Origin of the sequence: Leucobacter salsicius M1-8 (assembly GCF_000350525.1) — a bacterium.
Lineage (GTDB): Bacteria > Actinomycetota > Actinomycetes > Actinomycetales > Microbacteriaceae > Leucobacter > Leucobacter salsicius.
On sequence record NZ_AOCN01000025.1, the window covers coordinates 63349 to 76711 of the forward strand.

At 60.4% G+C, this 13363-nt stretch carries 12 protein-coding genes; 9 read left to right on the top strand and 3 right to left on the bottom strand.

Going from position 1 to position 13363, the window contains the following annotated elements; genetic code table 11:
* The first annotated feature begins 25 nt into the window (after positions 1–25).
* The 6 genes from C795_RS0112320 to C795_RS17290 all read left to right on the top strand — a co-directional run bounded on the left by C795_RS0112320 (position 26) and on the right by C795_RS17290 (position 8075).
* Positions 26–3928, top strand: a complete 3903-nt coding sequence (locus tag C795_RS0112320) for a Hint domain-containing protein (protein ID WP_157487123.1) — start codon at positions 26–28, stop codon at positions 3926–3928.
* Between the two features lie 122 nt (positions 3929–4050).
* Positions 4051–5598, top strand: coding sequence for a hypothetical protein (locus C795_RS0112325; protein ID WP_017794061.1), 1548 nt, complete (start codon positions 4051–4053; stop codon positions 5596–5598).
* Positions 5599–5663: 65 nt separating this feature from the next.
* Positions 5664–5921: a hypothetical protein gene (locus C795_RS0112330; protein ID WP_017794062.1), complete on the top strand. Its 258-nt coding sequence runs from the start codon at positions 5664–5666 to the stop codon at positions 5919–5921.
* A complete protein-coding gene (locus C795_RS0112335; RefSeq protein ID WP_157487124.1) occupies positions 5918–6604 on the top strand; it encodes a hypothetical protein in 687 nt (228 codons plus the stop codon). The genes C795_RS0112330 and C795_RS0112335 overlap by 4 nt, the downstream gene beginning before the upstream one ends.
* A gap of 188 nt (positions 6605–6792) precedes the next feature.
* Positions 6793–7125 (top strand): hypothetical protein, encoded by a 333-nt coding sequence (locus C795_RS17445; RefSeq protein ID WP_198008475.1) that lies wholly within the window; start codon positions 6793–6795, stop codon positions 7123–7125.
* 65 nt (positions 7126–7190) lie between these two features.
* Positions 7191–8075 carry a hypothetical protein gene (locus C795_RS17290; protein ID WP_157487125.1) on the top strand — a complete coding sequence of 295 codons (885 nt, stop codon included), beginning with the start codon at positions 7191–7193 and terminating at the stop codon, positions 8073–8075.
* 6 nt (positions 8076–8081) lie between these two features.
* Here C795_RS17290 and C795_RS0112345 read toward each other — a convergent pair whose 3' ends face one another.
* The gene (locus tag C795_RS0112345) at positions 8082–8642 is read right to left on the bottom strand and encodes a hypothetical protein (RefSeq protein ID WP_157487126.1); all 561 of its coding nucleotides are present in this window, start codon (positions 8640–8642) and stop codon (positions 8082–8084) included.
* Between the two features lie 80 nt (positions 8643–8722).
* The gene (locus C795_RS17020; protein WP_083879281.1) at positions 8723–10252 is read right to left on the bottom strand and encodes a recombinase family protein; all 1530 of its coding nucleotides are present in this window, start codon (positions 10250–10252) and stop codon (positions 8723–8725) included.
* 310 nt (positions 10253–10562) lie between these two features.
* Between C795_RS17020 and C795_RS0112360 the strand changes: the two genes are divergently transcribed.
* Positions 10563–11036, top strand: a complete 474-nt coding sequence (locus C795_RS0112360) for a hypothetical protein (RefSeq protein ID WP_017794068.1) — start codon at positions 10563–10565, stop codon at positions 11034–11036.
* A 506-nt stretch (positions 11037–11542) separates the two neighbouring features.
* Here the strand turns inward: C795_RS0112360 and C795_RS17025 are convergent.
* The gene (locus C795_RS17025) at positions 11543–11980 is read right to left on the bottom strand and encodes a MarR family winged helix-turn-helix transcriptional regulator (RefSeq protein WP_083879283.1); all 438 of its coding nucleotides are present in this window, start codon (positions 11978–11980) and stop codon (positions 11543–11545) included.
* 62 nt (positions 11981–12042) lie between these two features.
* On the opposite strand from C795_RS17025, the gene C795_RS0112365 reads away from it, so the two are divergent.
* Together C795_RS0112365 and C795_RS17295 are read left to right on the top strand one after the other, a co-directional pair.
* On the top strand, positions 12043–12411 hold the full coding sequence (locus C795_RS0112365; protein WP_017794069.1) for a VOC family protein: 369 nt from the start codon (positions 12043–12045) through the stop codon (positions 12409–12411).
* Positions 12408–13352, top strand: a complete 945-nt coding sequence (locus tag C795_RS17295) for a DNA-3-methyladenine glycosylase family protein (protein ID WP_157487127.1) — start codon at positions 12408–12410, stop codon at positions 13350–13352. Before C795_RS0112365 ends, C795_RS17295 begins: the two co-directional genes overlap by 4 nt.
* Positions 13353–13363: the final 11 nt, after the last annotated feature.

Below are 13363 nucleotides of genomic sequence, written 5' to 3' on the forward strand. Positions count from 1 at the left end.
CTATCTCAGAAAGGGGTACAGCCCGATGGGAATTTCGATGCGCGATATGGCGGCGGCTCAGGTAAAGCGTTCCGCCGTGCGCGCGATCCTTGGTGCGATTTTTTACCCGATCCGCATAGCGATCCATCTCGCATATGGAGCGGTAACGATTTTGACCGACGCCCCTAGGTACGCGAACGCACCCGGTCACCGGCCACGTTCGTCACGCCAAGAATTGCAGATCAACGGCGGGGCGGTCCTGTGGTGCTTCGTACCGAGCATTGCCAGCAATTTTGGCGCGCCGACCATCCTCGTATGTGCGCTGGCTGTGGTCGCTGTAATCCTCATTGGTCGCCGACTCCGCTACGCGGACCCGCAGACGCAGACACGCATCACTGTCCCCGCCTTCTGGCAACGCCCGGCGCTCATCGTTCCTATAGCCCTCGCGTTCTCGGTAGCCCTCTTGCCGATTCTCACGGCGACCCGCGGCGGCCTGCTCGCCGATCTCATTCCGAATACCTGGTGGTGGCTCCCGGCCGCAGCAATTGGCGTTGGCGGCGCTTGCTACAGCGTGGCTCTCTTTATCTCGGCCCGACATGCAGGTCGTGGTCGCGCACGGGCATCAGAGGTTGCGGCCATGCTCCGCGTCGCGTGCGGCGTGAGCGATGCCGAGGTTGCCGAGGCGCTGAAATTTAAGGCTGGCTCGTGGATCCTGAGCCCGGCACCGGCAGTTGCGTTGGCTCGTCTGGCGGATCCTGCGGGCGTTGACGCTGCGGTTGCATCGATTATGCCCCGCTACGAGATCGCACTCTCTGGGCGCGACCTCATCGTCCAAGAAGCGTCGCTTGAGACCGCTGATCGGCGAGCGCAGATGGCCGCCAGCGAGGGGCTCGTCATTGGGCAGGAGCGAGACGGCGATGTGCTCTCGATGGTTCTCGCTGCAGGCACCTCGCCCACTATGGCCGAGCGCGTTCAGGCCTATGCGCGAACCATTCTCGGGGCGGACACAGCTCTTGTCGAGTGGGAGCCATACGAGTCGCGAGCCGTTGCGCGCGTCCTTTCGCAGGACGAACAGCAGGTGCGGCAGCGGCTGGCCCAGGTCTTGAAGATCCGCTTCGCCTGGGAACTCGCGGCCGATGTCACCTCTGTCGCAGACCGCATTGACCAGATCGTGCTGAGGAGGCTGCCGCCGGGTCTCGGCGGCATTTCACGCAGCGATCGCCTGGCTTTCTGGGCAGACGTAGCGCTGTCGCTGCCCGGCGGAAACAACGGCTGGGCCGTAGAGGAATCATCGGACGGCACCGTCACACTCACCTGGGGCGAGCCGCGCCAACTCCCCGGCCTTGTGCCTCTCGCGGAGATGCTCCCCGTTGATTTGGCGCCTGATGCTTGGGCGACGATTCCGGTGGGGCGCGGGGAGACGGGGGAGAGCGTTGGGTTTGACCTCGGCCTTGGCCCCCACGCGCTCACAGTTGGGCCGACCGGCTCAGGGAAACTGCTGCCGCTTGATGCCCCAATCCCTGTGCCCGGCGGGTGGGCGACGATGGGTGATCTCCGCGTCGGGGACGAGGTTCTAGGTCTCGACGGACAGCCTACCGAGGTGGTTTTCGTGTCGGAAACAAACCCGAATCCTGAGCTGTTCCGGATCACGCTCGACGACGGTCAGACAATCGACGCTTGTGCCGATCACCGCTGGCTCGTCAGTGATGCCAACATCCGCCACGAAATCCAAACTCCCAAGCGACAGCGCGCGCTGCGTACGTTCGCTGACAAGCAGCGCATCACAGCCGAGCTGCGCGCGCTCGGCGAGCGCTTTGAGCCCGGCGATTATCGAACGGTTGGTGAGATTCTGGCTTTCGCGCAGACGGTTGACGCAGCAGCTACGGAGAACCGGGTCAAGAGGGTCGCCGGGGACTCAAGAGTTCTTCGCAAACAGCGCGCGGCCTTCGTTCAGCACCGCATGCCAGCCCGTGAGATGACGCTTTCTAATGGCCGCGCAGTCCACCAGCCGGCGCACGTGCGAATGGTCCCGAGCAACGAGATGCTTCTTGACACCCGCGACGCGCTGCTCGCAATGAGTGACGACCTGGTCCTTTGGAAGCAACACGAGGTCGCAATCCAACAGCGCCCCGCGCCGGTCACGGAGCACGAGCGGGTAATGACGACGCGCGAAATGGTTAACGCCGGGTTGTTTAAGGCCACTGGCGGCGCGAGGTTTGCGATTCGCACGACGGAGCCCCTCGATCTTCCGGAAGCGGATCTTCTGGTTACCCCGTACTCGTTTGGCGCATGGCTCGGTGATGGCACCTCGCGCACCGGTGCCGTCACATCGATGGACATCGAAATTATCGACCGCATTGTCTCCGACGGGTACGCGATCCGGCGGGGGGAGCATCCCGCCGGTAACCGCGCTTCAACGTATTTCTTCGACGAGATGACGGAGCAGTTGCGCGCAATTGGGGCGCTCAAAAACAAGCACATTCCAGCCAACTACCTCCGCGCCTCGAAGACTCAGCGTCTCGCGCTGCTCCAGGGGCTTATGGACAGCGACGGCCACGTTGACGTCAACGGCAGCTGCGAGTTGGCACTTAGTGACGAGCGCCTAGCCGCCGATGCCTTGGAACTGATTCGCAGCCTCGGCATCAAGGCATCGATGCGCCGCGCAGGCGCGGGGTACACCTCGAAATCAGGGGTCTACGTCACTTGTAGGGACCGTTTTCGTATCCATTTCACAACCACCCAGAGAGTTGTGTCGATCACGCGCAAGGCCGATCGCCTACCTAGCGAAGTGCGCGAAACCAGCGAGTACCTCTACGTCAAGGGAATCGCACCGATCGAGTCACGTCCGGGTCGCTGCATCCAGGTGGCAAATGCCGAGCACGTCTACCTCTGTGCGGGCATGGTTCCGACGCACAACACCGTGGCGCTCGTCGCGGAGCTCGCGCAGCGCCTTGTTCGCGGGCACCGGATCGCCATTATCGATCCAACGAAGGGCGGCGTGGACTTCGCAGCTTTTGAGCGATTCTCGGCAGGCTTCGCACGCACTTTCGAGGACTCCGTAGACCTAGTTAAAGCCGCCTACGCCGAGGGTCAGCGGCGTAAGCAGCTGTTGCTCGCGCACGGCGAAGTCAAGTGGTCAGACCTCCCGTTGGAAGTCCAAACAGCAGAGAACGTCACGCCACTCACAGTCGTGATCGACGAGGTCGGGTCGCTGCTCGTAGAGCCGGAGATTCCGAAATCTCTGGCGAAGGACGATCCCGAACGCCTAGAGCTCGAAGTGCTGGCGGGGCAGAAAGCCCTGATCAAGCTCTATATCGGAAAGATTGCGCGCGAACTCCGCTTCGTCGGCGTTTTCCTTGATCTCGCGACTCAGCGCCCCGATGCCTCCATTCTCGGCGGTGAGCTGCGTTCGAATCTGACTTCGACCGCCCAGCTCGCGAAGCCGGGTTCACCGCCCACGCTCGATGCAATCCGAATGGTTTTTCCTGGCGACTCGGCACAGGAAGCGTACGACGCGCTGCGCGCCCTCGACGACGGCCAGAGCCGCGGCCTTGGTGTTATCGCAGGCGACGGCGGGGGAGTAGCTGGCGTCCGTGTCGCGTACGCCCCGATGCGCGAGGTCGTGGAGCTGCTCACTGAACGCGGCGTTCCGCACGGCTCGCCGCTTCGCTCCGCAGAGCAGCTCGTCGCCCGCGAGGCCGCTGCTGGCCGCCCCGCGTTCGGCCAGATCATCGAAGCCGCGGAGGAAGAAATCGATCTTGGCGAAATGGATTTCGGAGACCTTGACCTCGGGGTATTTACCACCGCTTCACCCGGCGAGCTGCCCCCGGTGCCCGCTGCTGCGCCTGCCAGGTTCGACACGCCCGGGAATACCGCCCCGGCCGCTCAGCCGCAGCAGCCGCCCGCAATACATAGCAACCGCCCAACTTTCGATGACCTCTTCGGATAGGAGCCCCATGACCCAGCACACCCCACCACCCGCACCTCAGGAACCCCGCAGCACCGTGCTCGCCCGCCGACGCACACACCCACCCCAGTAGACACACGACCCTCACCCACAGGAGGTACACCATGACCGCATCATCCCGCCGCTTCTCCACGGCCTTCGCCACCGCCGCTATCGTCGGTGCCGCCTTGCTCGCGCCGACAGCCGCACACGCCGCCGATCTCGACTGTGCCAGCGGCCAGATCGCCGGGCCGCTGCAATCCGCCACCGTAAAAGCACTTGACGGCGCAACGCTCGGCCAAATGCAGACGCCGCTTTGTGCGACGACCGGGCAGCTCATTCCGCACCCGCAGTTCGCGACCGCGCCCGGCACATATGAGGTCGAATTCCGGCCGGGAACCGTGGGTTTTGTCGACGAGCACGCGGTCACTGTTTACCCCGCAGTGACCGCGGCGCAGCTCCAAGCCGCAGGCGAATACTTCGCCATCGCAGCGGAAGACGATCTCCCGGGCGGCGTCTGGGACAAAATCGGCAGCGCATCCGACGGGCTCTTCGCAATGCCTGGCACGGGCGGGCCTTTTAGCGCCGGCCCAGTAGCTGACGGGCTCGCTTCGGGGACCGCATTCCTGAGCTCCAACGACCCAGGGCTCACCGCCCAGGGCACCGCCGGTCTCGCGGGAGAAGTTACGTGGCAGCCAGTCGTTGATCCCGCTTCCGGCGACGTTCTCTGGTCAGTCCAGGAATACCTAGTCCCGCTTGCTTCGGAGGGTGATTCGAAGCGCACATTCGAGGTTCCCTCCGCTGGATATCAGCTTTACGACGCACCGACAGATACCTCGGCACAGAGCAAACTTAAGAAGGGCGACGTCACCCAAGCCACGACCTTCACGGCGGGCTGGGCGCTCTCCGATGACGGCTGGATCCGCGAGCCCGCGGTTAAGCCCGCCGAAAAGAAGGACGGCGGCGCAGCGACCTCCGAAGCCTGGGACGCTGTCAAAGATAAGTCGAAATCAGCGTGGGACGCGACCAAGGAGAAGACCGGAGAACTCACCGCATCCGCCTCTGACAAGGTCGCGGAGAAGCAAGCCAGTAGCAAAACCCTGACCTTCGGAGCCATGGTTTCCTCAACCATCCTCTCGGCCCTCGCTGCCATCCTCGCCATCGCCGGACTTACTATCCGCCGCGCAAGAGGCCTTGCGCAGGCAACACCTGCCGGGATCGCAAAAACCGCCATTTCGTTCGTCGCCGCCCGGGCCTCACTCGTTCTCTCGATGGCCGCTGTGGCGATCGCCCCGTGGGCATGGGTGTGGCCTCCGATCATCGCTGGCGCGGCAGCGCTGCTCTCGGTCGCAGCGCTCTATGTTTACGCCGCACGCATCCGTGGTGGTCACGCACACGCGACTCCAGAGGAACTCGTCGAGGGCCTCCGCTCGCCGCTAGCCATCGCCGTAGGAGCCGCCATGGCAGTGGTCACTGTCGGCGGCGCAGCCCTCGCCGGTCTTTCGTGGCCCGCTTACGTGGCCGCCGGGCTCGGCGCTGCAGCCATCTACGGCGGCTTGGCCCTGACCGCGAAGCGCGCGCCGGAGCCAACTGCGCCAGAGACCGCCGACGATACGCGGGACAGCGAGACCGACGAAGCGCCGGCGGATGCCGAGCCGGCGCGGGCCGAGTAAATCAGCCAGCGGGGCGGGGAGACCTCGCCCCGCTTTATTTTCCGTACAAAAATAAGGAGTCAGAGATGTCCGCAGGATTTGATGACAACCAGCTCGCGCAAGCAGAAGCGGCGCTCCGCACCGTTACCGATCTGCGCGAGGAGTTTGGCCGACGGGGAGCCGAGGCAACCCTGTGCGCTGCGGCCGCTGCGGCGGCAGACAACCCGGCGTTGGCCGCGGGCTACTCGGCGATGATTGACGCGCTAGGGGAGGCCGAGCGCGCTATTGGCTCGCTTGTTCGTGAGCACGAAGCGACCGTGTGCAGGCTCGGAGGCACGCCATGATGCGCCGATTCATGCGCCCTGCTCTGGCTGCCGCCTCCATCACCGCTCTCGCCCTCACACTTGGTGCGCCCGCTTCGGCTGCGGCGGAGCGTTCAGAGGTGGCGCCGGTGGCGCAGGCTGCTCAGGCGGATTGGGATCCCGAGGCGTGGCTTGGTGAGCTCTGGCCTTCGCTGCCTTTCGGTGAGCACGCGACGCTTGAACTCACCGATCTCTCCGCCGGGCACGAATTACCGAATGGGTCGCTCCAGAGTCTCGCCGGGTTCGTCTCGGCAGACCGCCCAGACGTAATTTTGCTTGACCGCGAGTACGTCGAGGATCTGGCCTACGAGCAGAGGCGTCAGCTTCTCGCCCTAGCTGTTCACGAGCTATCGCATTCTGCGATCTTCCAGTACGGCGGGATCATGCCGCGCGCGGTCTTTGAGATATCCGAAGCAGCAGACCGCGACTGGGCGGGGCCCCTCATAGACACTGGCCTTTCCGGTAAATGGGCGGCTTTAGAAGCTATCGCGGCCTGCGTCGAGCAGAGCGCGCTGCCGCCCGGCGCCACTGTTCACTACCTCTCTGGGCAGTGCCCCGCCGAGTACCGAGATGCTGCGTTCGACTACCTAGCCGGGATCACTGGAGGAACCGATTGGCGGCCGCGCGAAATGAAGACCGCTGACCGCGCATTGAAAATGTCATGACCACGACTTTAGATCTTCCAGAACTCGACCGACGCGGTGACTTACTGCCGGCGTCGGAACTTCTGACACAGGAGCAGCCCATGCTGCCGTGGCATTGGTCGTGCTCCGATAGTCCCGGGAATCGGCAGCCGTGCCCGAGTGTGACAACTGCGCGCGGTCTGCTTGCGTCTGTAGGGGCATGGACGTGGGTGAATATCGATTCTGGGGAGGAGCCGGACAACCCAATGACCCCCCGGTTTGTCGCGCAGGTTCTCGGCGATGCTACACGAGACAAGGTCATGCTCGAGGTGCACACTTTCGACGACCTCTACGTAGTCGCGCGCGAGGAGTCACGGCGTTTTCCTGTGTACGAATTTCCCGGAGAGGCCGCCCAGATTGTCTCTCGCTGCTGGTCGGATGAGATTCTTCCGACCGCAGAGATGCTAAACATAGCTATTTCCTGGCTTTGTGTCGGTCAAATTCCAGATGGTTACAAACTACGTCCGGCACATCCGGCGGAGCGAATGGGGTTCACTTGTTAAAGCGGTGGCACTGCCATTCACATAGGATTCACCTAGCTGATTAAAGACAGAATCGAGTGAGGGAAGTGATGATTGAGGCAGTCGCACCCAGAATTTTACGTCCAGGGGAGGACTACTCACTTTGGCCGAACATGAAATGGGCACGCGCTCGTCAATTGACCAGCGAGCTATTTCACTCGGTTAATGTGCAATCAGCAAGCTCGCGAGCTGGGCTTGACGTTGAGATTTCGGACGACAAACTTTCGGCAACGTTTTTGGTACGCGAAGCTGCGTCGATGCCGACACATGAGTGGTCACTGCTCTTTGCGGATGTGATCCACAATTACCGAGCTGCACTTGATGCGCTCGCGTGGGAGATGGCACACCTCGATGGGAAGCGACCACGGCCACAGGATGAAACTCGAATTTACTTCCCAATCTGCACCTCAAAAACTCAGTGGGAAAAACAGGCAAAGGGGCCGCTCTCATCAGTTCCAAGCGACATTCTCAGACGGTTATATTCGGTTCAGCCATTTCACGCTGAACCTGTGGAGCAAGGTATCCTTGTGTCGCTGCATCGCCTCGACATCGCAGACAAGCACAAGGGACAAGTGGAAGCCAGCGTCTCAGTTCGTGAACGAGCAACGACCCATTCAAGTTTTCGCTTGGAGGAAGGTCACTCCAACACGGTCCATGAATCACGGCCTCCGGAAGAGTGGTTATCTGACGGCTCACCTTTAAGGCCGGGGCAGCCCGTATTTAGGATCAACACAGGCTCCCCGATTGCATGGGCGGAGTCGCACATGCCGCTTCCGTTGAAGCTTACGGTCGAACTTGAAGGTCGCGAGATAGAGATATTCTCCCTCATTGACACTTTAGAGAAGCAGTTCGCGGCAGTGTTTCAAGTCGTTAATTCGGGAAGCTTCCCAGGTCAGCCGGGATTAGTTGTCGACCATGAACCCTATAGATAACGCCGCTCACAGCCGCCCCGCCCACCAGAGCATATGCTGCGCCGCTTCCCACTGATCCTGCGTGTGCCGACCTAGATTTGCCGCGAGGACGTGTGCTCGCACCCACGGCCCGAGCACCGGACGGCCGTCATCGTTCTCAGTAGCCATCGGTAGTCGGTGGTGCCGCTCTACGAATCGACGTACCCGCAGCAGATTTCGCCACCACTCGACCTCCGACGGCGGGAGCCGCCAGCAGGGAATATAGCGATCGATGTTTTCCCGCTGACGCGGGGTTAGGTCTTGCTCATGGCGGAGGTGTAGGAGCCAAGCTGCCGGATTTGGGCTGAGATACCGGTGCTGGCTAACAAGCGGGAACTGAGCATTGGCGGCAAAATAGCGGTGCACGTAGGACATATTCCGCGCCCACTGAAGTCCGTTCGGTTCTACGATGTGATCCGGGTCTAGCGCTACCGGAAGCGTGCCGAGCACGAGCTCTCCGCCCGCGGCGGCCTCCAGCTTCGGCAGCGCATGCATTTCGTCGTGTAGGCCCACTGCGAGGGCAGCATAGTCAACGCGGAGGTGCCGCATGGCACGATTGTCGCGGGTGCGAGACGTGAGAAAAGCGATACTCCGGTCGAACTTCTCGATGTCAACTTCGATACGCTGAATCACTTCCACACGACCTCGATGCGATCCAAATTGATCCCCCGGTGCCCTTTCATTTCGTTAGGAACTCGCTTCACACGGATACGCATTAATGAACGGACGATCCGGCGCTGTTCTTCAAGCGCGAGCTTGCCCCACGCCTCACGAACGCTAGTGGCGCCAGCGATATCATGCACTTGTGAGTCGAGACCAGCCAATCGTTCGAGACGCTCCTGGGCCGCTCTGATCTTCGGCTGTACGCGCGCCTCCTGATCGAAGAGTAATGCGAGATCCCTCGTCTCTTCAGCCTTTATTCGCACATCCTCCAACCATTGTTGGTGCCCGGCAATTTCTTCGCGAAGCAGCACACGTTCAGCCTGCGTATCGGCTTCCTGTTGGCCGACCACCACGAGAAAGTCTGGACGGCTGAGACGGGCGATGATCAGCTCGCTGATGGCGTGGTCGAGGTGATCTTGTTTCATCGCGACGTGAAATCCCGCGAGGCCAGGCAGGCCTTGGCAGATATATGACCAGTAGCGCTCGCGGGGGATGGCCATACCCTCGGCGTCGAGCTTCTTCGATCCTTTACTCTGCGGAAAGATCCCCATCCACGCAGAACATGCGCCACACTGCGCAATCCCGACGAGCAATCGCTTAGCGCGGCTATCTGTCGGATTGCCGAAAGAGACGCGGTTCGCGTTGATGATCTGTAGAGCGTCCCAGTCATCACGGCTCACCAGCGCTGGCCAGGCAGCTTCCGTCGAGGCCACGCGGCCATGGTGCATTCGCACGCCTGTATAGGCTTCAGAGGATAGTAGCTGTTTAACCGACGAAGATTTCCAGCCGATGATCGTGCGCGGTGTTTTGAATTGCTGTGGCCGGCGGGGTGAAATCCCGCTCTCGTTCAGCCATTTCGCGATGGCGTTGTAGGACTGGCCAGCCAGCGCCCGCCGGAAAACCTCGCGCACCACCGGTGCCTGTTCAGGGTGCGGCTCGATACGTACGAGTCGCCGAGTTTCGGAGTCATAGATTCGCTTATATCCGTAGAGATGCTTCCCATGCACCTGCCCTTTATCGGCCAGAGATTTCGCGCTACGGCGCAGACGCTCGCTTGTTTTGGCGCTTTCATACTCAGAATCCACCGCATCCTCAAGGAGACTCCGTCGGTCACGCGCATTCCGCGGATCGTAAAGCCTTTGGTGTGTGACAACAAGCACCCTAACTCCACGGTCAGCCAGCAAATCGAGCAGATCTACCCACTCACCAGCGCGACGGGACCCTCGGCTACTTTCCCAGAGCACAAGTACGTCAGCGCCGAAGCTACCTTGTTCGAGATCAGCCATGAGCTGTTCAAAACCTTCGCGCGACTTTTTCGCGTACCGTGAGGCGCTCCGGTCGTCGTCACGGTAAGGGAGCTGGTGCATCGACCAGCCGTTGCGCGTCACTGCCTCGACGTTGTCCGCGTGTTGCTCGTCCGGCGAGCGGCCCGTCCCGTAGCGGTCCTGAGAGACTCGGAGGTACTCTCGACACACCAATGTTTCTTCGTTGCGCATTTACTCACCTTTCGACGCCAAAATTTGGCTCTGCGTAAGTAATGCGCGGTGTCACCTGGGTCGCGATCGACCTCCTGTGCGAACTCTGTCCAATGCAGGGTTTAGCGAAAATACATTCCCTCAGGCCGCCGGTAGGACAGGCCTCACTGCCACTTAATCGTGCATCAGACCCCTGAAGTTCCTGCGGCAAATAGGTGACGTTCTCCTGAGTCGAGTGTGACGCCTCGGGCTTAGATGAGGCGTTGTTGACTTCAGTCAATTGATAATGGGTACTCAGGCTTCCTCGCAGCGGCGTGCATAGGATCAGCGCATGAACCAAAGCAGCTTCCGCGAGCACCCTGTCCGATGGATTTTTTCCATTGTCGCCGCCATCGTGCTTGTACCGATCTTGGCGTTCGTCGGCACTTACGTGTGGGTGCACAACGCCAACAATGCCGCCGCCAAACAGATTGAAGCGCGCCTGCTGACGTTAAAGACGCCAGACCACACTGAAGTCCTAGACTCCTCTTGGGCAGTATCTCGGTTTGCCGGGGGAGGGAATGGCACCCATCAGGCTGCTGCACTCCTGATTCGCAGCAATCTCAACCGCGAAGCTCTCGACTCGTTTTATGAAGCACAGCCCGGGGATCAGCGCGTTATAGCAACAACCGGTGACGAGCTTAGAGGGGAGTCAAGGATGTTCAATGAAGAGCATGACCTGCGGCAGCCGGGTCTCTTTATGGTCTTTGCATATGTGGAACCGGAATCAGTGCTGCTCCATGACTATGACTTGCGAGGGCACTAGCTAGGCGGCCAGCACGAAAGCATCATTCGAACTGGTGCACGTGGGTCTGATGCATCGGTCGATGGCATTTCTATTACTGGGAGGACCGTTACAACTTCGCTCCCGACATGCAAGCACAGGATCCAGCAGTAGGCCGAATTGACGTTCTGAAGCGCGCAGTCTTTCTCGGCAGATTCCCGTCACACCCTAAACTTTGGCTCTACGTAAGTAATCGGCGCTGTCATCTCCCACGAGATCAGTCCCTGGCGAGAATTCGGTCTAATGCAGGGTTCCGCGAAAATAGGGTTCCCTAGCAGTTGCACACGGGCCTGTCGAAATATTGATCAGGTTTGAAGCCCCAACAAACCTTGATTGCATCCGTACTTCCAGTACTAACGCCGTTACGGGTAACCATGTCGGAGTTTTATTCAGGCCGAGCTAGGGGGCCAGATTGCCTTAGCCTCTGACTGCTTTACTATCTTTCAGGCGCAGTTAGACCCCGGCCTGAGATGAAACCCAATCCCAGATTATTCACGAAGCGACGTAATGCACTGTGATAGAAATTCGTGAAGGTCTTCACGCTGTTGAACACTCAGGCCGGCGACCATTTTCTCTTCTATAGCTTCAATTAACGTCGCGGCGCTCGACAGAAGCTGCTGCCCCTCCTTGGTGAGTGCTGTAGGGAGCGCACGCCCTCCGACAGGAGAGGCCGATCGCTCAACGAGGTTGCGATCCTGCAAGCTACGCAAGAGCGTGTTCATCGTCTGTCTGGTGACGAAAGCTCCGCGGGCGAGCTCAGAATTTGAAGCCCCTGGTGAACGCCCCAGAAGCTCGAGGCATGCATATTGGGGGGTCGTTAAACCAAGTGGGCGAAGTGCTTCATCCATTCGGGAACGCAGAACCGATTGGGTTTCCTTAAGCCGGTACCCAATCAGTGCTTCGAGGTGTTCGACATTTTGCGCCATGTAAGCATTCTGACATAGAGTGGCAGTGTCAGTACCCTGACATCCGTTTGAAAGGAAATTACATGACTGTCACTGGCCCCTCATTTATTGCGCTCCAGGTGAAAGACGTTGCGCGCGCAGCAGAGTTTTACGAGCAGCAGGTTGGACTCACTCGCACTGACATGAACCGGCCTGGCGCTGTGGTCTTTGCAACTTCACCAATCCCTTTTGCTGTACGGGAACCATTGCCAGGTACAGACCTGAATCAAGGGGTGCGACCTGGGAACGGTGTCGCCCTCTGGCTACACTGCGACGCAACACAGGAACTCCACGATTCACTCGCCTCAAGCGGAGTAGAGATTCTGCGTTCACCCGAGCGAGGCCCGTTTGGGCTCATGTTTACCTTTGCTGACCTCGACGGGTACGCAGTGACCGTCCACGACCAGGCATGACCAATCCAAGCCTTACGTTGCCTCGGCCGCCAGGATTCTCCCTGGCGGCCAGCAGCCGGTTCGCAATGAATTTTCCAGCGAGTCAGCAAAGCCAAGTCTCAGCGTCCCTCGATCTCGCCTTTTCGCTTGACGACACCTGGCTGCCTGTTGGGGTTCATCTCCGGGAACATGATGATTCGATTCAGGCCCAAATTGTTTCTAACCCAGGAGGAGCAGGCACATCGCAGATACGAGAAAACATCACACGGATTCTCAATTTGCATGTCGTAGACGATCCCATCACTACAATCGGGCAGTGCGACCCAGTCGTCAGCCATTTGCAACGGCAATTCGAAGGACTTCGCCCCGTGCAATTCCCCACCCCTTGGGAGGCGGCCGCCTGGTCTGTAATTGGGCAACGAATTCGCATCACCCATGCTGCCTCCATCAAGCAGCGGCTTTCAGGGCGATTTGGAACGCGGATGGAGTTTCCGGGCGGCCAGGTGCTCCATAGCTTCCCAGGACCCGACACCGTACTGGCGCTTCCTGCCATGCCTGGACTCACCCTGCGCAAGTTCGAAACTCTTAGAGGAGTCGCACGGGCTGCTCTCGATGGTGCGCTCAGCTCAGCTCACCTGCTGCAACTCGAACCGGAAGCTGCTCTAGCTGAGCTGCAGCGGCTTTATGGCATCGGGCCCTTCTCCGCTGAGCTCATCCTGATCCGCGGCGCCGGGACACCGGATCTGCTTCCGGCTAACGAGCCAAGACTCTCAAAGGCTATGGCTGCGCTCTACAGGACAGAGAACGCCGCAGATCACCAGCAGATCGCAAAACAGTGGCAGCCATTCAGAAGCTGGGTCGCTCTGCTGATCAGGCAGTGGCTAGAAGCCGAAACGCACGAGATCGCAACGGGCATCTCCGCACACCAGATTCCAGTTCCGCACTTCGCAGCTACGCCCTAACAAGCATCACG

What these genes read in the sequence shown, in the direction of transcription:
- C795_RS0112320 (WP_157487123.1), top strand. Translation starts at nt 26, where the DNA reads ATGGGAATTTCGATGCGCGATATGGCGGCGGCTCAGGTAAAGCGTTCC.
- C795_RS0112325 (WP_017794061.1), top strand. Translation starts at nt 4,051, where the DNA reads ATGACCGCATCATCCCGCCGCTTCTCCACGGCCTTCGCCACCGCCGCT.
- C795_RS0112330 (WP_017794062.1), top strand. Translation starts at nt 5,664, where the DNA reads ATGTCCGCAGGATTTGATGACAACCAGCTCGCGCAAGCAGAAGCGGCG.
- C795_RS0112335 (WP_157487124.1), top strand. Translation starts at nt 5,918, where the DNA reads ATGATGCGCCGATTCATGCGCCCTGCTCTGGCTGCCGCCTCCATCACC.
- C795_RS0112345 (WP_157487126.1), bottom strand. Translation starts at nt 8,642, where the DNA reads ATGCGGCACCTCCGCGTTGACTATGCTGCCCTCGCAGTGGGCCTACAC.
- C795_RS17020 (WP_083879281.1), bottom strand. Translation starts at nt 10,252, where the DNA reads ATGCGCAACGAAGAAACATTGGTGTGTCGAGAGTACCTCCGAGTCTCT.
- C795_RS0112360 (WP_017794068.1), top strand. Translation starts at nt 10,563, where the DNA reads ATGAACCAAAGCAGCTTCCGCGAGCACCCTGTCCGATGGATTTTTTCC.
- C795_RS17025 (WP_083879283.1), bottom strand. Translation starts at nt 11,980, where the DNA reads ATGGCGCAAAATGTCGAACACCTCGAAGCACTGATTGGGTACCGGCTT.
- C795_RS0112365 (WP_017794069.1), top strand. Translation starts at nt 12,043, where the DNA reads ATGACTGTCACTGGCCCCTCATTTATTGCGCTCCAGGTGAAAGACGTT.
- C795_RS17295 (WP_157487127.1), top strand. Translation starts at nt 12,408, where the DNA reads ATGACCAATCCAAGCCTTACGTTGCCTCGGCCGCCAGGATTCTCCCTG.